The organism is Methylobacter sp. Wu1, from assembly GCF_036553575.1.
Classification (GTDB): Bacteria; Pseudomonadota; Gammaproteobacteria; order Methylococcales; family Methylomonadaceae; genus Methylobacter.
Map to the genome: position 1 here is coordinate 115,833 of NZ_JAZHOC010000074.1, position 17,521 is coordinate 133,353.

At 53.3% G+C, this 17,521-nt stretch carries 14 protein-coding genes; 9 read left to right on the plus strand and 5 right to left on the minus strand.

Annotation, left to right across the window (positions count from 1 at the left end; genetic code table 11):
* Positions 1 to 264 precede the first annotated feature (264 nt).
* From V2P20_RS16860 to V2P20_RS16870, 3 genes are all read right to left on the minus strand, one after another.
* Positions 265 to 672: a hypothetical protein gene (locus V2P20_RS16860; protein ID WP_331820334.1), complete on the minus strand. Its 408-nt coding sequence runs from the start codon at positions 670 to 672 to the stop codon at positions 265 to 267.
* A 371-nt stretch (positions 673 to 1,043) separates the two neighbouring features.
* A complete protein-coding gene (locus V2P20_RS16865; RefSeq protein ID WP_331820336.1) occupies positions 1,044 to 3,233 on the minus strand; it encodes an amylo-alpha-1,6-glucosidase in 2,190 nt (729 codons plus the stop codon).
* A gap of 21 nt (positions 3,234 to 3,254) precedes the next feature.
* Positions 3,255 to 4,406: a glycosyltransferase family 4 protein gene (locus V2P20_RS16870; protein WP_331820338.1), complete on the minus strand. Its 1,152-nt coding sequence runs from the start codon at positions 4,404 to 4,406 to the stop codon at positions 3,255 to 3,257.
* A 475-nt stretch (positions 4,407 to 4,881) separates the two neighbouring features.
* Between V2P20_RS16870 and V2P20_RS16875 the strand changes: the two genes are divergently transcribed.
* From V2P20_RS16875 to V2P20_RS16915, 9 genes are all read left to right on the plus strand, one after another.
* On the plus strand, positions 4,882 to 5,196 hold the full coding sequence (locus V2P20_RS16875; protein ID WP_331820340.1) for a DUF167 family protein: 315 nt from the start codon (positions 4,882 to 4,884) through the stop codon (positions 5,194 to 5,196).
* A gap of 334 nt (positions 5,197 to 5,530) precedes the next feature.
* A complete protein-coding gene (locus tag V2P20_RS16880) occupies positions 5,531 to 6,181 on the plus strand; it encodes a glutathione S-transferase family protein (protein WP_331820342.1) in 651 nt (216 codons plus the stop codon).
* Between the two features lie 2 nt (positions 6,182 to 6,183).
* Positions 6,184 to 7,005 (plus strand): arylamine N-acetyltransferase, encoded by an 822-nt coding sequence (locus V2P20_RS16885; protein ID WP_331820344.1) that lies wholly within the window; start codon positions 6,184 to 6,186, stop codon positions 7,003 to 7,005.
* A 24-nt stretch (positions 7,006 to 7,029) separates the two neighbouring features.
* Positions 7,030 to 7,614 carry a transglutaminase-like domain-containing protein gene (locus V2P20_RS16890; RefSeq protein ID WP_331820346.1) on the plus strand — a complete coding sequence of 195 codons (585 nt, stop codon included), beginning with the start codon at positions 7,030 to 7,032 and terminating at the stop codon, positions 7,612 to 7,614.
* Positions 7,615 to 7,978: 364 nt separating this feature from the next.
* Positions 7,979 to 8,935 carry an OmpA family protein gene (locus V2P20_RS16895; protein WP_331820348.1) on the plus strand — a complete coding sequence of 319 codons (957 nt, stop codon included), beginning with the start codon at positions 7,979 to 7,981 and terminating at the stop codon, positions 8,933 to 8,935.
* Between the two features lie 777 nt (positions 8,936 to 9,712).
* Entirely contained in the window at positions 9,713 to 11,203 is a 1,491-nt protein-coding gene (locus V2P20_RS16900) for a DUF3375 domain-containing protein (protein ID WP_331820350.1), read from the plus strand.
* Between the two features lie 2 nt (positions 11,204 to 11,205).
* Positions 11,206 to 11,826 carry a DUF4194 domain-containing protein gene (locus V2P20_RS16905; protein ID WP_331820352.1) on the plus strand — a complete coding sequence of 207 codons (621 nt, stop codon included), beginning with the start codon at positions 11,206 to 11,208 and terminating at the stop codon, positions 11,824 to 11,826.
* Positions 11,823 to 15,194, plus strand: a complete 3,372-nt coding sequence (locus V2P20_RS16910; protein WP_331820354.1) for an ATP-binding protein — start codon at positions 11,823 to 11,825, stop codon at positions 15,192 to 15,194. The genes V2P20_RS16905 and V2P20_RS16910 overlap by 4 nt, the downstream gene beginning before the upstream one ends.
* Positions 15,191 to 16,360 (plus strand): Wadjet anti-phage system protein JetD domain-containing protein, encoded by a 1,170-nt coding sequence (locus tag V2P20_RS16915; RefSeq protein WP_331820356.1) that lies wholly within the window; start codon positions 15,191 to 15,193, stop codon positions 16,358 to 16,360. The genes V2P20_RS16910 and V2P20_RS16915 overlap by 4 nt, the downstream gene beginning before the upstream one ends.
* Before the next feature lie 217 nt (positions 16,361 to 16,577).
* Here the strand turns inward: V2P20_RS16915 and V2P20_RS16920 are convergent, their stop codons facing one another.
* Positions 16,578 to 16,871, minus strand: coding sequence for an antibiotic biosynthesis monooxygenase (locus V2P20_RS16920; protein ID WP_331820358.1), 294 nt, complete (start codon positions 16,869 to 16,871; stop codon positions 16,578 to 16,580).
* 304 nt (positions 16,872 to 17,175) lie between these two features.
* Complete coding sequence (locus V2P20_RS16925) at positions 17,176 to 17,463, minus strand: hypothetical protein (RefSeq protein ID WP_331820360.1); 288 nt, start codon at positions 17,461 to 17,463, stop codon at positions 17,176 to 17,178.
* Between the last annotated feature and the right edge of the window lie 58 nt (positions 17,464 to 17,521).

A 17,521-nucleotide genomic window follows, 5' to 3' on the forward strand; every position in this document is an offset into this window, starting at 1 on the left:
ATATAGTTATGGGTAAATATTGCCTGGTGTGTCCCAGCTCAATGGCGATTTCCATGCTTCCGGCATGACCTCAAACTGGCGCAGGCACTGAGCGAGCGCGGATTATCTTTTTAGGACTTGCGCAAGCCTGTGCGGGGGCGGCTTCGCCTAAAGCGCCTACTGCTGGCAGTCGCCCCCACATTTTTAAAACGGCTTTTTTATCTTTAGATCATCCAATCCTACTTTCTACCGGCAGCAGAAGAGCAGAATGCCTAAGCCCAGCCTTTAATAAGGATAATCATAAATAGATAAATCAGGATAAAAGCGAGGAATCCACGGCTGGAGTTTGAAGATTTCAATATCGTTCTGAACTTCCAGCGCCTGCGCGGCTTGTAGAGCGGCGTTGGCCTGCCGCAAGGCGGCGACCACTTTGGCCTCTTCAATCCGGAAGACGCGTTCTCTGCCCCAGGCTTCGGCCATGGCCTCATCCTCCATCCGGATTTCCTCTTTTTTTATGGCCCAGCGGTGCTGTGCGGCAAGCTGTCTTTGTTTGGGAATGTCGTAGATCACCATCGGCCGGATGGAAGGCTTATGAGGGCAGGGATCTTGCTGGTATTTGCCAGGGGCGCACTTGTAAACCTGGGCGTAAGCGGAAGTTGATAGCAAGGCGAGCAGTAATAAAAATACTTTCATTTCATCCTCCTTTACAGGTGGTGCTTTGAGTATTTATGCAACTGATAGTGCACAGTCAATAGCGACTGTAGGGTCGAATTCATTCGACCCGAAAATCCCCCGCCAGGGTTTATGGCGGGCTGATGAAAACGGTACGCAACCGCTCGCTGGGCATAAATGCATAATCCATCTGATTCATGGCTTCCATGCCTCAAACAGGGACTTCGGAATGCATTTTCATGCAGAGCGCGGGAGCGATAGATTCAGTCTTTATGATTGAATTTTCTAAGAATTGTTCAATTTCTACCGCTTCCATTGCCTGCCATGAAATGCCGGCCATGCGAAATGCCCGAAAATAGGCCTTCGACTAGCCGGAATTGGCCGGCCGCCGATCAAAGCACGGCCACCAGTCCAATATCGCCGTTGCGCCGTTCTACGCTCACCGCTATATCATTGCCATGCCGGCGAACAGTCAAGTCAATGGTGGCGGTGCCGTAGCGCAAATCCCGGATGCGCAGCCAATCAAGATAACTTGGAAGACGCGGGTGATGCAATCGAAGCCGCGGGCGAGCTCCCTCGAAACTAATGCCCAGCATGGCTTCGATCAGCATGAATATAGCCCCGCTGGCCCAGGCCTGAGGCGCACAGGCGACCGGATAAAGTATCGGGCCCTGTCCCTGCATGCGGTTAAAGCCGCAAAACAGTTCCGGAAGCCTGTGTTGATCGAAGAAAATGGAGGCATTGAACAAGCCTTCGACATATTTCAAGGCTTCATCAACAAAACCATAGCGGACCATGCCGGCGGCGGCCAGCGCGGTGTCATGCGGCCAGACCGAGCCGTTATGATAGGACATGGGATTATAGCGTGCTTCGCCGGCGAAAATTGTTCTTAACCCCCAACCGTTAAAGGCATTTTCCCCGGTCAATTGCCGGACCAGCCGCTCGGCTCGTTCCGGTTTAATTATCCCGTTATAGAGCAAATGTCCCGGATTGGAACTGCGGACTGCGCAGGGCTTGCCCGTGCCATCCAGTGCTATGGCATAGATGTCGAGATCATCGAGCCAAAAAGCCGCTTCAAAATCCTCCTGCAGGCGATCGGCTACGGTTCGCCAGTAATGCGCCTTGTTTTCAAACTCAAAGCGCCCGGGAAGATTCGCATCAAGCTCCAGGCGGTCGGCAAGTTCCGCACCGCACTTTAACGCTTCCCAGGCATAACCCTGAACCTCGCACAGGGCTATTGGCGGTATGGCATCGCTGCCGTCACGATGAAATATTGAATCGTTTGAATCTTTCCAGCCTTGCTGGACCAGACCGCCGGCTACATGCTGGCGATAGCTGAGAAAACCATCTTGTTCCAGCTTTGTAGTGACCCACTTCAAGGCTTTTTCGATATTAGGCCAGAGTTCTTTGATAAATGCCAAATCACCGGTACGCTGAAAATAACGGCCGGCAAGCACAACGAACAAAGGCGTTGCATCCACGGTTCCGTAATATCGGCGAAAAGGGACTTCATCCAGCGCGGGCATTTCTCCTTCACGCATTTCATGCAGAATTTTTCCCGGTTCGGCTTCTATTTTCGGGTCCTCCAATTCGGTCTGTGTCGCGGCCAAAAAGGCCAAAACTCCGCGGGCCAGTTCCGGTTGCACCCATAAAGTTTGCAGTGCGGTGATCAGCCCGTCGCGTCCGAAAGGAGTGGAAAACCAGGGGATTCCTGCATAGGGATAAGGACCGTAAGTGGTTTCCGTGGTCAGGATCTGCAAGTCGGCCGCTGAACGGTTGAGCCATTCATTGAATTGCACGTTGTCGGACCAGACCGATGCGCGGGATGCCCGGTCGGCTTCAATTTCACGGTTCTTGGCTTCAATGGCCTTCGAATGATCGAGCAAATGAAAATGGGCGTCACCATTAACGCATGTGATCAGAGATTCCAGTTCATAACTGTCTCCCGGCGCCAGATCGATCCAGAATTTCGCTTTGTCGTTGACCAATTGATCGGGACGCCTGTTAAAACCGATACGTGTGCGGCGGATAACGCCGTCCAATCCTTCATAAGTTAAAATGACTGCGTTCTGTTCTAGGGTCGGGTCTTTTTGCTTGCCGCGACGCGCCCGTTCCACACCGCGCACTTCGAAAATATCGCTAAAATCGGCATCAAATTGATACTCCAGATAGAAGCGATGCCGTTGATCATGGTAGTTAACTATTTTCAGGTGCTCGCTGAGCGAACTCTCATGGGCGATCAATTCGCGATGCAGATGCAGACTGCCTTTAGGGAGCCAGAGCGCTTCATCGCGAAACATATCCGGCGTAGTCTGGTCGACTACCAAGCGACTGTTGTCGAGCCGAACCATGGAGTTGAGCAGCATCGGTTCTCGTTCGGCGAGTTTGATATGCCAGAATGACAGGTGACGGGTGCCGAGAAAATAAAACCCTTGTTCGCCGAAACCAACCCAGCTTATTTCGCCGTGACGGCTGAAAACGCCAAAGCTGTCGCCGGATTTAAGAACCTTGGTCCGATCATCGGCGCGGGAAGAAGTGGCCGGGATATACCAGCTGTTATCTATTTGTACAGAACCTTCCATTGCATCCTCCGATAGTTATCGTTAAAGTTTGTCGGAAGTGCCGGTCGATGCAGTGGCTAGCCGTTGCTTCCAGGCATCGCTTGGCGCTATTTTTCGATTTTTCCTCATATTGATGAGGTACGCGCCGGAATCCGAACGGCTATTTTCCTGCTGCACCATCAGTTTTTGATAAGCATTGACATAATTTTTGGCCATTCGCTCTGCCGAGAAGCGTTCTTCGAAATAGCTCCGGCAGACGCCGCGATCGATCTGGTCGATACGGTCTATAGCTGAGACGGCTTCTTCTTTGGATGCCACGACATAACCGGTCACACCGTTTATCATTACTTCAGGTACGGAACCACGCCGATAAGCGATGACGGGTGTGCCGCAAGCCATGGCTTCAATCATTACCAGGCCAAAAGGTTCCGGCCAGGCTATCGGAAATATGAGCGCCTTCGCGCCGCCCAGCAATTCATTTTTGCCCCGTTCGTCCACTTCGCCGATAAATTCAATCAATGGATGATCAAGGTGAGGGCGAATGCGGGTTTCAAAATACTCGCGATCCAAATCATCGATTTTTGCTGCCATTTTTAATGGCATGCCTGCATTCAAGGCAATTTCGATAGCCGCTTCAGCGCCTTTTTCAGGCGACATGCGGCCAAGGAAGGCCAAATACTCACCGGCATCAGATTGGAAATCGTATAAATCGATCGGAATGCCGTTATATACTGTGTCGGTCCAGCATGCCATGGGTAAAGGGTCGCGCTGATGATTGGCTATCGAAATTACCGGCATATCCAGGAATTCATTGAATAATGATTTAAGGTCGGGCAAATCGAGACGGCCATGCAGGGTTGTCACTTGCGGCGTTCGCATTTTCCGCCACAAAGGAAAATGGAAATAGTCGGTATGAAAGTGAATAAAGTCGAAGCTTTCGGCAACACTGCTTACTTGAGCTAATTGCAACATATGCCAGGCCACGGGATCGCGTTTTTCGGGAGCCAGTCGCAAGGCTTCGGGGACAATGGCGTGTAACTTGGCGCTGGTGCGGGAGTCGGCGCTGGCGAAGAGCGTGACTTCATGACCCTGTTGTACCAGGGCTTCGGTCAGATAGTGAACTACTCGTTCCGTTCCCCCATAGGTTTTCGGTGGAACGCTTTCATGCAAAGGTGCGACTTGGGCAATTTTCATCTGTATAACCTCTTGATATATAATAAAAATTGTTTAGGTCCAGCAATGAATAGACAGCTCGGCTTTTTTCAGGCAGCAGTTTTTAAAGACACTGCATTTAGAAAAGGGTTGGCGTTGCAAACGGTGAAGGCCGGGTCTGCATAACATTAGTTAGTCTGAGGACAAAGGCCTCATGTTTCAAATTTTTTGGAATTACCTCCATAAAACGGAAGATTTTTAACCCGGTATTTTCTTGTGGAGCAGGCTGATTGGTGCAGCAAACGAGGGTAAAAACTGTCCGTATGTAGCATTGATCAGAAAAAACTTACGAGTCAGGCTCGAACTGATCAATTTTTCAAAATAAAAAATTTGATCAATAATTAATCCATATGATTCTAATATGCGCCAATTGTTCAATATCCGCAGGAGAATAGCGTTTTAACCTCTTGCTGGAGCTGCAATTGGCCGCATTTTTATAAATTTATCGGGAGCGTAAATGTCATCATTTTGCCATTGGGAGGAAGATACATTGGTACTGAATATCCTGGGCCGGCCGCGCGCCAAACGTACGGCAATCGGCAAGGTCATCGGCAAGCAATTGGAGATTCATGTTGCCGAAATGCCGGTGCGAGGCAGGGCTACTGCGCATCTGGTACAGTTTCTGGCTGAGGAGTTCCAAGTCAATATCAGTGCTATCGTGGTCGTGTTCGGTGTCTATAACGTCAATAAGCAACTGCGCATTACAGCGCCCAAGCGGCTCCCTGCCGTTATTCCCCAACCGCCTGGCCATGATTCACTGGCTAGGCGGTAAAATGCGTGCTTTGCTTACGGGATAGTGCATTCATACAGGATAGAATCATGGTTTCGGCAATTCATGCGCGTAGCCGCAGCACATGATCGCAAAGCATCTTTATGATGAAAAACATGATTTTCATCGACGCTTGATAGCTGTTGGTTTATTATCCGATGTTGCGCACAGAATCGATCTCTGTTTTACTGCGATGTCGTGTAAGTGCGAATTTACTTGTGCCCCTTGCGGGTATTCGCACTGCCTTTATCTCTCGGGCTGTCCCGGGACGACGATAAATCGATCATTTACAAGGTAATAAAGCCTAATTCATAGCATCAAAAGGAGTTAAAGCATCATGAGCATGACTTTAGTTATCGGCAACAAAAATTATTCTTCCTGGTCCTTGCGTCCGTGGCTGTTTCTGAAACACCACGGCATCATCTTTGATGAAGTCAAAATATCATTGGCTCAGGCGGATTCCAAAAATCGGATACTTGGCTTTTCTCCGTCAGGCAAAGTGCCGGTCCTGATCGATGGCGGGCTTAAGGTCTGGGATTCGCTGGCTATTATGGAATATCTGGCCGAACGGTTCCCGGAAACTCAGGCTTGGCCTCAAGAACAAGCGGAAAGGGCGTTCGCGCGTTCGATTTCGGCGGAAATGCATGCCGGTTTCCTAGCTCTGCGCGCGCATTGCGGCATGAATTGTCGGCGCCCGCCGGCCGCCAAGAAGCTGCCCGAGGAAGTGCGCAATGATATCGAGCGCATCGGACAAATCTGGCAGCAATGCCGGAAACAGTATTGGGACAGAGGCCCCTGGCTGTTTGGCCAGTTCACGATTGCCGACGCCATGTTTGCGCCGGTGGCTTTGCGCTTTCATTTATATCAATTGGATACCAATGCGGAAGCGCGCGGTTATGTCAATGCAGTGCTTGAACATCCGGCGCTCAAGGAATGGGTTGAAGCCGGCATGCAGGAGCTGGAAGTGATCCCTGCCTATGAGGACTGACGATGCCATTTGACAAAGAACAATACCTGAGCCGCATAGGCATCAGCCAGCCCGAGGTTTCGCCCGAGGGGCTCGCCTGTTTGCAGTCGGCGCAACTTCAGGCCATCGCGTTTGAAAACATCGATCCATTGTTGGGAGTCACTCCGAGCCTGGATACAGCTTCGGTTGTCCGCAAACTGATTTTTGAACGGCGAGGCGGCTATTGCTTCGAGTTGAACGGTCTATTCGGGCAGGCTTTGGGCGCTTTGGGTTTTCACTATACGCCTGTTCTGGCGCGCGTCCGCATGGGGCTGCCGGAAGGAGGACCCCGCACGCATCTGTGTTTTCTGGTCGAGGCCGAAACCGGCGTTTGGCTGGCCGATGCCGGTTTCGGCGGCCCCGGCTTTTCGGTGCCCTTGCAGTTGGAGATCGGACTGGAGCAAACGGTAGACGGAGAGATTTTCCGCATCAGGCAGGATAGCCTGTTCGATGAGCTGGTGGTTGAAAAACACACGGCGGATGGTTGGTTCGCATTGTACGGCTTTGACCGGGCTTCCGTTCGGTTCTGCGATCTGGAGGCAGGCAATGTGGTGTGTTCAAACTGGAGCCAATCGCCGTTCCCGTTTCATCTGATGATGAATCGGTGTACGCCTGGCGGACGCATCAGCATTTTCGACACGAATTTTACCGAAACGCAATCCGGCCTATCAGAAACACGCATCATCGAGACGCCGGCAGAATTGGGCAGGATCATTGTTGACGATTTCGGCATTGGGGTAGAAGCGGCGACGCTGGACGCCATTGCCGCACGCTTGAACTTCCAACGCGATGACGAATTGGCGTGAAGAGAGGTTTAGCACAGCTTCGTTATGGAAAAATATCTACAATCGACCGAATACATTGACTGGAAACATCCAGCCATCGTCAACTTGGCTGCACAACTGACGGATAACACAGATGCCGACCATGACACGGCCAAAAAATGCTTCGAGTGGGTAAGGGATAATATCCGTCATAGCTGGGACTACCGGTTAAACCCAGTAACCTGCAGGGCATCCGAAGTGCTTCAGCATAAAACAGGCTACTGCTACGCAAAAAGTCACTTGTTGGCTGCCTTATTGCGTGCCAATAGCATACCGGCCGGATTGTGCTATCAGCGTTTAAGCCTGGAAGGAAACGGCGCGCCTTACTGCCTGCATGGGCTTAATGCGGTTTATCTGCAGGACTACGGCTGGTATCGCATTGATGCCAGAGGCAATAAAGACGGCGTCAATGCCGAGTTTCACCCTCCGCAGGAACAGCTGGCATTTGCAGCCACAGAAAAACGGGAGCGGGACTTTCCGGAAATCTGGCCCGAGCCGTTGCCGTCAGTCATTAAAGCCTTAACGGAAAATCATAGCTATCTTGATGTCTATCATAATCTTCCCGATGCGGAGATAACCCGCACGCTTTGAACTAAGTTTCTATAAAGGAACTGATGTTATGCATAGATGTTTTATCCCGTTTGCCGCGCCGGACACCGGAGCTTTTAATCGCGGTAGGCTGGGTTGCTAAACCCAGCATTTCTGAGCCGCCCATGCCGGGTTTCCGCTAAAGCTCTAACCCAGCCTACGCGAGCTATAAAGGAATTTATAGTAACGTTCAGCCGGAATTCATAAAACTTCATCAATCATTAGTTCAAATGCTTAAAATGGAAAGAACGATTACCTTGTGGACCGAGGATTGTGTTGTTCTATAATTATCACTTTGTTTCTAACTGAAAGATCTCAGATAGAACCATTAGTATTTTTGTAAAAATTAGCCAAAGGCTGTGCAATTATGAAAAAAAGTTTATTAGTTATCGGTATCAGTTCCGCTTTATTGACCGCTTGCGTGACTGACCCTTATACCGGCCAATCAGGTTTAAGCAATATGGCCAAAGGAGGAGGCTTGGGCGCCGCAGTAGGCGCTGGTGCCGGTACGTTGTTTGGCGGCAACGATCTTAAGAATGCCGGTTGGGGCGCTTTGGCCGGTGGTGCGTTAGGGGCGGCGGTGGGCGCCTATATGGACAGTCAGGAACAGCAGATGAATGAATCGCTGCAAGGAACCGGTATCGAGGTTCAGAGGACAGCCGAGAATACGCTGACCCTGACCATGCCGAACAACGTTACGTTTGGATTCGATTCCTCCAACTTGACGCCTCAGGCCCAATCCGCTCTGGATTCGGTGGCTAATGTGTTAAACCAGTATCAGGACTCCAAGATCAGTATCACCGGCCATACCGATGATGTCGGGGCTGATAATTATAATCAGAAATTATCCGAGCAGCGCGCTACCAGCGTTTCCAGTTATTTGACCCAGCATGGCGTAAATTACTCGCGTATCACTCAACAGGGCATGGGCGAGCGCATGCCGAAATTGCCTAATACCAGTGATGCCAACCGGGCCGAGAACCGTCGCGTGGAATTGGCCATTGTCGCCAATCCGACTGCCGGCAGCCAGCCAGGCGCTCAACAGCCGCAAGGCGGATATCAGCAGCAGCAACAAGGCTACCCCCAACAGCAGCAGGGCTACCCACAGCAGCAAGGCGGCTATCCTCAAGGTGGTTACCAGCAGCAAGGTTATCCCCAAGGCGGCGGCTATCAGCAGCAAAATTACCCTCAGCAGGGTGGTTACCCACAACAACAAAATTATCCGCAGCAAAATTACCCGCAAGGCGGCAGCTACAGCTATCCTCAGCAACAAGGCTACCCACAGCAAAACACCTATCCTCAGCAATACGGTTATCCTAGATAAAGCCGTATAGGTAAGAGGATTAAAGATCGCAGGGCGTGAGTTCACAAGTTACTGTAAACATTACTTTAACCTGGACTTATAGCTCTGCATTTTTTTATCCTTACAAAGCAAGAAAGGCTGGAAATGCCACGCAACTACTTACAGAACATCATAAAATGATGTTTTGAATGAATGGTAGGTTTAGGTTTAGCATCACGGTCTGCCCCACTCCTTGTCTCTAATATATCAGCCTTCATTCCGATTTTGTATTGAATCGAATAGCTTAACCGTTACCCACCTGCAACAGGTGGGTAACGGTTAATGAGTATTTTGTCCCATCCAGGAGAAATATTAGCTTCCATTCTACCTAGACAGTATTGCTAGAGCAGGAGCAGCATGTGCTGAGTTCTACAGCCCTAAATACTAAGACTCATAATGGATTCCGGGGAGTTAGCTGATAACCAGCTACAACAGTGAACTTAATAACGCTTTACCGTGTTTTCTGGCATTATGCGCATACTCGAAAACGCCTAAATAGCCTGAGCTCGGAATCAGCAAAGAGCAGATCTTTGTACAAAGGGAAAATAAGTTTTTGACACTAACTTTTCAGAACAAAAAACTGCTGTTGACAAAATTAACACAAATACTCTGATGTGGACGATTTTTGCCGAGGCGTTTTGTGTAAAATGAGGTGGTACTGATCGGTTGGAATATTGATGATGAAGGCCGAAAGGTTGATAGTGCCGAACGGCAAGAAGCGGGGCAAGCGGCTCAATGTCGCCGCGCAAACGATAAAAGATGAGCGGAAAATTCTCGAATGATCAAAACACCTCAATGAACTTAGACTACGTCACACTTGACCTGTTACGCCAGAGCCATCCGGCCTGGCGGCTGTTGCGCTCGGACCATGCGCCGCTGGTGGCGAGTTTTCTGCAGCGCGTTTTTATCGCGCCCAACGTGCGGGTAATGCCTCAATCGGATTTGGCCGAGGCGCTGGAAGATGAGCTGTTTGCCTTGCGCGAGCGATTGGGTGCGGGGACTTTTCCAAAATCGGCCGTTGATTATCTCAACGATTGGGCCGGGACCGAAAAGGGCTGGCTGCGAAAATTCTACGCTTCAGGCTCGGACGAGCCGCAGTTCGACCTGACCCCGGCCACCGAGAAGGCGATTGCCTGGCTGGGTACGCTTGCTGCGCGCAGCTTCGTCGGCACCGAATCGCGTTTGCTCACACTGTTTGAACTGCTCAAGCAGATGAGCGAGGGCAGCGAGACCGACCCGCAGGCGCGCATTGCGGAACTGCAAAAGCGGCGGGACGAGATCGACTTTGAGATAGCCCGCGTTGAAGCGGGCGACATTCCATTGCTGGATGATACGGCGCTGAAAGACCGCTTTCAGCAATTCACCCAGCTTGCGCGTGATCTGCTGACCGATTTTCGCGAAGTGGAACACAATTTTCGCGGGCTGGATCGGCGCGTAAGGGAGCGCATCGCGTTGTGGGAAGGCTCGAAAGGCGCGCTGCTGGAGGAAATCATGGGCGAGCGCGATGCCATTGCCGATTCCGATCAGGGCCGCAGCTTTCGCGCCTTTTGGGATTTCCTGATGTCCAGCAGCCGGCAGGAAGAGCTATCGAACTTGCTTGAGCGCGTTCTGGCCTTGCCGCCGGTCACCGAACTCAAGCCAGACGCCCGCACCCGCCGCGTGCATTACGACTGGCTGGAGGCCGGCGAACACGCCCAGCGTACAGTGGCCCAGCTTTCGCAACAGCTGCGGCGCTTTCTGGACGACCAGGCCTGGCTGGAGAACCGCCGTATCATGGACATCCTGCGCGGCATCGAGGCCAAGGCGCTGGCGTTGCGGCAATCGCCGCCGCCGGGCGAGGTGATGAGCATTGCGGACACTGCGGCCGGCATCGAGTTGCCGATGGAACGGCCGCTCTATACGCCGACTGTCAAACCGGTGATCGCCGATATCGAGCCGGAGTCAGGCGACGTCGAGGTGGATGCGGCGGCGCTTTACTCGCAGATCCTGATCGACAAAGCACAGCTGGCCAGACATATCCGCCACACCCTGCAAGACCGTTCGCAAATTACCCTGCGCGAGCTGTGCGAGATGCAGCCTCTGCGGCACGGCTTGGCGGAACTGGTGGCGTACCTGCAACTCGCCGGCGATACGTTCAAGACGGTTACGGATGAAGAGGTGGCCGAGATAATCGTTTGGAAACGTGAAGGGCCGGATGGCCAGGAATATGTGAAACAGGCGCGGTTGCCGCGCGTGATTTTTGTGAGATAAGAATGCTAGAACAAGAACTTGAAAATGCAGCGGCGAATGACTTATCGGCCCTGGTTATCCTTTTGCTCAAAGGCGTGATCTATCAGGAGGCTGACGCCGGCCTTTGGAATGCCTTGCTCAAACTGCAGTCCCGCGTACGCGACTATGTGTCGGTGCTGGGCCTGGAGCTGGTGCTTGATGAGTCTGAAGGCTATTCATTCCTGCGCTCGCGTCATGAGAACGACGATGATGACGCCCCAAAGCTTCCGCGCCTGGTGGCACGGCGACCGCTATCGTTTCCGGTGAGCCTGCTGCTGGCGCTGCTGCGCAAGAAGCTGGCCGAGTTCGACGCGGGCGGAGGCGACACGCGGCTGGTGCTTTCGCGTGACGAAATTGTCGAATTGATCCGGGTATTCCTGCCGGAAAGCAGCAATGAGGCCAGGTTGATCGATCAGATAGAGACTCATCTCAACAAGATCGTGGAATTGGGTTTCCTGCGCAAACTTAAACCGGCCACGGGGCAAGCGCCCATGTTCGAGGTACGGCGCATCCTCAAAGCCTTCGTCGATGCGCAATGGCTGGCGGATTTCGATGCGCGGCTCGCGGCGTATCAGGTACAGCTCGCGCAAGGAAATACATTATGAATCATATGCAATTGGGCCTGGATTTCGTGGATGACGACACACTGTCGGGATTCCGCCTGCATCATCTGGAAGTCTACAACTGGGGCACCTTCGATGGCCGGATATGGGCGCTGAATCCGGATGGCCGGAATGCCTTGCTCACCGGCGACATCGGCTCGGGCAAGTCGACACTGGTCGATGCAGTCACCACACTGCTGGTGCCGGCGCATCGCATCGCTTATAACAAGGCCGCCGGCGCCGACAGCAAGGAACGCTCGCTGCGTTCCTATGTGCTCGGGCATTACAAATCCGAGCGCAATGAGGTGAGCGGAACCGCCAAGCCCGTACCGCTGCGCGATCACAATAGCTACTCGGTGATTCTGGGCGTCTTCCACAACGCCGGTTACGATCAGACAGTGACGCTGGCACAGGTCTTCTGGATGAAGGAGGCGCAGGGGCAACCCACGCGCTTCTTTGTCTGCGCGGAGCACGCCTTGTCGATTGCGACGGACTTCACGCGCTTCGGTTCGGACATTGCCGCCCTGCGAAAGAAACTGCGAGGTCTCGGCGCGGAGGTGCACGACAGTTTTCCGCCCTACGGCGCCTGGTTCCGTCGCCGCTTCGGCATCGAGAATGAACAGGCGCTGGAATTATTTCACCAGACGGTGTCGATGAAGTCGGTGGGCAACCTGACCGATTTTGTCCGCAGCCACATGCTCGAGCCTTTTGATGTCGCGCCGCGCATCACGGCCCTGATCGGCCACTTCGACGACCTGAACCGGGCGCACGAGGCCGTGCTGAAGGCCAAGCGGCAAGTGGACCTGCTCTCGCCGCTGGTTGCCGACTGCGGGCTTCATTCCACCCTTGTTTCGCAAGTCGAGGAACTGCGTGCCTGCCGCGAGGCGCTGAGGCCCTACTTCGCAAATCTGAAACTGGGCCTTCTGGAGAAACGCATCGCCGGCCTTGCCGATGAATGGAACAGGCAGGATGCCCAGGTCAAGCGCTTCGAGGAGCTTCGTGACACGCAGCGCGTCAAAATGGATGAACTCAAACGCAGCATTTCGGACAACGGTGGGGATCGCCTTGAGAGACTGGATATTGATATCCGTAACAAGGAGCGGGAGCGCCAGACGCGCGAGAGCAAGGCGCAGCGTTATGCCGAACTGGTGCGCGCCATCGGTGAAAGCCCGTCGGAAGATGATGCCGGCTTTCAAGCGCAGCGGCAGCGCTTTTTGGCACTGGCCGAAGCGGCGCGAATAGAAGATGACAGACTGCAAAACGACCTGACCGAACAGAGCGTGGTCTTGCGTCAAGGCAAGCAGGCGCATGACGAACTGACCGCCGAGATCAATAGCCTGAAAGCCCGGCGCAGCAATATCCCTGCCGAGCAGATAGCTATGCGCTCCGCATTATGCAGAGCCCTTAATTTGCAAGAGGCCGATATGCCTTTTGCCGGCGAACTGCTGCAAGTTCATGAAGATGAGCGCGACTGGGAAGGCGCCGCCGAGCGGTTGTTGCGCAATTTCGGCTTGTCGCTGCTGGTGCCGGATGAGTACTATTCGAAAGTGGCGGAATGGGTAGACAAAACGCACCTCAGGGGACGGCTGGTCTATTTTCGGATACGCCAAAGCGCCCGGGGTGAACTGCCGAACCTGCACCGGGATTCCCTGGTGCGCAAGCTGGCCATCAAGCCCGACACGCCTTTTTATGATTGGCTGGAGCGGGAAATCGCCCATCGTTTCGATGTGGCCTGCTGCGCGACGCAAGAGCAATTCCGCCGTGAAATCAAAGCCATTACCCGCGCGGGCCAGATCAAGGCCCCCGGCGAGCGTCACGAGAAAGACGACCGCCACCGCCTGGATGACCGCAGCCGCTATGTGCTGGGCTGGACCAATACGGCGAAGATCGCGGCCCTCGAAGCCAATGCCAGAAAGCTGGAGATCCAGCTGGGCGAATTGGGCAGTCTCATTGGCAAGATCCAGACCGACAAGGACTTGCTCAAGGAGCGGCTCACGGCGCTGTCAAAGCTCGATGAGTACGCCGATTTCCGCGAACTCGACTGGCAATCGCTGACCCTGGAACTGGCTCAATTGAAGGATGAGAAGAAAAGGCTGGCGTCCGCTTCGGATATATTGAAGCAGTTGACTGAACAGCTGAATGAGATTGTCGCTGAATTGAAAAATACGGAATCCAAATTAGAGAAGCGCAAGGACGAACGCTCCAAAACCGAGCAGAGGAAGAGCGATGCCGAAGTCTTGCAGGCACAGACGCAAGTGGTACTGGATGCCTCTGCTTTTGCTGTCCACGCGGCGTACTTCGAGCGGCTCGATGCCATTAAAAACGAGGCGTTGGGTGAACATCAACTGTCTGTCGATTCCTGCGACAACCGCGAGCGCGACATGCGCGACTGGCTGCAAACCCGGATCGATGGCGAGGATCAGAAGCTCAAACGCCTGCGCGACAAGATCATCCAGGCGATGGCGGCGTATAAGGAAGAATTCAAGCTGGAGACGGCAGAGGTCGATGCCAGTATTGAAGCCGCTTTCGAATACCGCAATATGCTGGACCAGCTGCAGGCCGATGATTTGCCGCGCTTCGAAGCGCGCTTCAAGGAACTGCTGAACGAGAACACCATCCGCGAGGTGGCGAACTTTCAGTCACAGCTGGCGCGCGAGCGGGAAACGATCAAGGAACGCATCGCGCGCATCAACGAATCACTGACTGGAATCGACTACAACACCGGCCGCTATATCATTCTGGAAGCTCAGCCGGCGCCGGATGCCGATACCCGCGATTTTCAGACCGAACTGCGCGCCTGCACCGAAGGAGCGCTGACCGGTTCCGAGGATAGCCAGTATTCCGAAGCCAAATTCCTGCAGGTCAAACACATCATCGAGCGTTTCCGCGGCCGGGAAGGGCTGTCCGAGCAGGACCGTCGCTGGACCGCCAAGGTTACCGATGTACGCAACTGGTTCGTGTTCGGCGCCAGCGAGCGCTGGCGCGAGGACGACAGCGAACACGAGCATTACTCCGATTCGGGCGGCAAGTCGGGAGGTCAAAAAGAGAAACTGGCCTATACCATTCTGGCGGCGAGTCTGGCCTATCAGTTCGGTCTCGAATGGGGCGCGGTACGCTCAAGATCCTTCCGTTTCGTGGTGATCGACGAGGCCTTCGGGCGCGGCTCGGACGAATCTGCGCAATACGGTCTGCGGCTGTTTTCCCAGCTCAATCTGCAGCTTTTGATCGTTACGCCGCTGCAGAAAATCCACATCATCGAGCCTTTTGTCTCCAGCGTGGGGTTTGTTCACAACGAGGAAGGCAAAGCTTCCAAGCTGCGCAATCTCTCGATAGAGGAGTACCGCGCGGAGAAGGCGAGGCTGGCGGGATGACCTGGACCAGACCGGCTGATTTGCGCGCTCAGGTGCGCAAGCTCTGGGACCGGGGCGAACTGCTGGGCGATCTCGTTACTGGCGGATCGCTATTCCCGAAACGTCTGGTATTAAAGAGCCCGACATCGGCCGAGATGGCGGACCGCTTTGACGATGTTCGCGCCTGGATTGCCGAACTTCGGGCGATGCCTTACTGCCGGGTGGAGATGCGGGAATTCAGGCATCGAATTTTCGGTACAAATGCAGTGCCCCAGGAGGCATGGATCGATACCGTCGAAGACGCCGCGGCGCTGATCGGCAAGCGGAAGGACGCGGCCCGTTTTACAACGTTGGTTGACATGACGCGCAAACGCGAACCAAAGTTGCTGGACTGGCTGGCCAGGCGGCCATTGCGCGCCTTGGAGCTTGCCGACGAATGGGAGTTGTTGCTGGCAATCGTCGCCTGGCTTGAGAATCATCAGCGCCCTGAAGTGTACCTCAGGCAGGTGGACATCCCGGGCGTGCACAGTAAGTTTATCGAAGCCCATCGCGGAGTGCTCATGGAATTGCTGGATCTCGTATTGCCCCCCGAGGCCATTGATCAGACAGCCAGCGGTGTGAGCCAATTTGCCAGGCGTTACGGATTTCGCGATAAACCGGCTCGCATCCGCTTCCGTGTTCTTGATCCTGAGCATAGCCTTTTGGGCCTTGCGCAGGATATTACCCTTGATGCCGAGAGCTTTGCCCGACTCGATCTCCCTGTTGCGCGTGTTTTTATTACCGAGAATGAGATCAACTTTCTGGCTTTCCCTCGAGTTAAGAACAGTCTGGCCATTTTCGGCGCGGGATACGGTTTCGAAATGTTGGCCCGGGCCGAATGGCTTTCGCGTTGCCGCATTCATTACTGGGGAGATATCGATACCCACGGCTTTGCCATCCTCGATCAGCTGCGCGGCCTATTCTGCCACGCGGAGTCGATCCTGATGGATCGCGACACTTTGCAGACATTTGAACCGTTATGGGGAGAGGAAGGGAAACAGACGTTGCGCGACCTGTCCAGGTTGAATCCGGAAGAAGCGGCGCTCTATGATGATTTACGAGACAACCGGATACGCAAGAATCTGCGCCTCGAGCAGGAAGCTATCAGCTTCGGCTATGTGGAATCCGCATTATCGGCGCTTACATAGAATCAATCAGCCAAGGCATCGGAAGCTGAAGTTAAGCAGTCAAATGGCATATTCGCCAATGCGCTGCAGGATCAAATTATGCCTTATGGCCGGCACTGCGGTCTTCGTTAAGAATTTTCTTCGTGATTTCTGCGGTTTCATGAAATACTCGGGCTAGGGGCTTGAAATCTGCAACCATCTGACGACGACTGACCGGCAAGGTGCGGGTCGATCGGATTTAAGAAACCTGATCTTCATAGGTCATCCAGCGATCCCTCGGGCGGGCGAGAAGTGGAGTGAGTTGGCGGATCGTTTCGGCGTTCTGGTATTTTTCCCTGACAGCGTCCGCATTCGCACGACTCTGCCATTTAGCCAGAGCGATGATATGCCCTGGCGCATCCTGATCAATGAAGATCTGATGCGAAATATAGCCGTCGAAACTTTTCATATCCGACCACACCTGGCGCGTGAGGCGCAGCCCTTCTTCTTCCGCACCGGGTTTCAGCCAAGTGTCCCAAATAACTGTGATCATTTAGTCTCTCCAGTATGCCGCCAACTATGACAGTCCGCTATTTTTAGTTAAACGCTGCTTTAAGGCCTGAGTTGAAAATTCGGTTCATGAGTACGGATGTTTTGTCGTGTTGGTGCGAATTTACTTGTGCCCCTTGAGGGTATTCGCACTGCATAGGCCGGTATACGGGCGTCTGTTCTTGGTCGAGTACCCAGAAAGCATAGATGAATTCGACCCTATAACGGCGCAACATCTGTTTTTAACCGAGCCTGCGGATCTTCCTGGCTCTTCCGCCATCCTATCCTAAAAGGAAGGAAAAAATCAATTAACGGACTTCGATCATTTCTCCTGTCATAATGTCAATCTTGACAACGACGGGATGGCCATCGCGGACAGTCCTGACCACATAGTACCGGTCTATTCTTTCTATACTCTGAATTTCGCCGTAGCCGGCAGAAGATACACGTACGCGGGCTACTTCCTCCGACATGACGCCTACTCCGGATTCCGGTTCCGGTACTGGCGATTCATATTCATCGGCATGAGTATTGACTATGGGTATCGAGATCAACATCAAGATAAGGATAAGTTGCCTTTTTAGTGAGTGTTTCATCACCGGTTCTCCTCTCTTTTTCTATCCTTGTGAGATAGCGGGTTCATAACCCTGACAT

Bases quoted from the DNA above. Each gene is read 5' to 3' on its own strand.
- V2P20_RS16860 (WP_331820334.1), bottom strand. From the start codon at position 672: ATGAAAGTATTTTTATTACTGCTCGCCTTGCTATCAACTTCCGCTTAC.
- V2P20_RS16865 (WP_331820336.1), bottom strand. From the start codon at position 3,233: ATGGAAGGTTCTGTACAAATAGATAACAGCTGGTATATCCCGGCCACT.
- V2P20_RS16870 (WP_331820338.1), bottom strand. From the start codon at position 4,406: ATGAAAATTGCCCAAGTCGCACCTTTGCATGAAAGCGTTCCACCGAAA.
- V2P20_RS16875 (WP_331820340.1), top strand. From the start codon at position 4,882: ATGTCATCATTTTGCCATTGGGAGGAAGATACATTGGTACTGAATATC.
- V2P20_RS16880 (WP_331820342.1), top strand. From the start codon at position 5,531: ATGAGCATGACTTTAGTTATCGGCAACAAAAATTATTCTTCCTGGTCC.
- V2P20_RS16885 (WP_331820344.1), top strand. From the start codon at position 6,184: ATGCCATTTGACAAAGAACAATACCTGAGCCGCATAGGCATCAGCCAG.
- V2P20_RS16890 (WP_331820346.1), top strand. From the start codon at position 7,030: ATGGAAAAATATCTACAATCGACCGAATACATTGACTGGAAACATCCA.
- V2P20_RS16895 (WP_331820348.1), top strand. From the start codon at position 7,979: ATGAAAAAAAGTTTATTAGTTATCGGTATCAGTTCCGCTTTATTGACC.
- V2P20_RS16900 (WP_331820350.1), top strand. From the start codon at position 9,713: ATGAGCGGAAAATTCTCGAATGATCAAAACACCTCAATGAACTTAGAC.
- V2P20_RS16905 (WP_331820352.1), top strand. From the start codon at position 11,206: ATGCTAGAACAAGAACTTGAAAATGCAGCGGCGAATGACTTATCGGCC.
- V2P20_RS16910 (WP_331820354.1), top strand. From the start codon at position 11,823: ATGAATCATATGCAATTGGGCCTGGATTTCGTGGATGACGACACACTG.
- V2P20_RS16915 (WP_331820356.1), top strand. From the start codon at position 15,191: ATGACCTGGACCAGACCGGCTGATTTGCGCGCTCAGGTGCGCAAGCTC.
- V2P20_RS16920 (WP_331820358.1), bottom strand. From the start codon at position 16,871: ATGATCACAGTTATTTGGGACACTTGGCTGAAACCCGGTGCGGAAGAA.
- V2P20_RS16925 (WP_331820360.1), bottom strand. From the start codon at position 17,463: ATGAAACACTCACTAAAAAGGCAACTTATCCTTATCTTGATGTTGATC.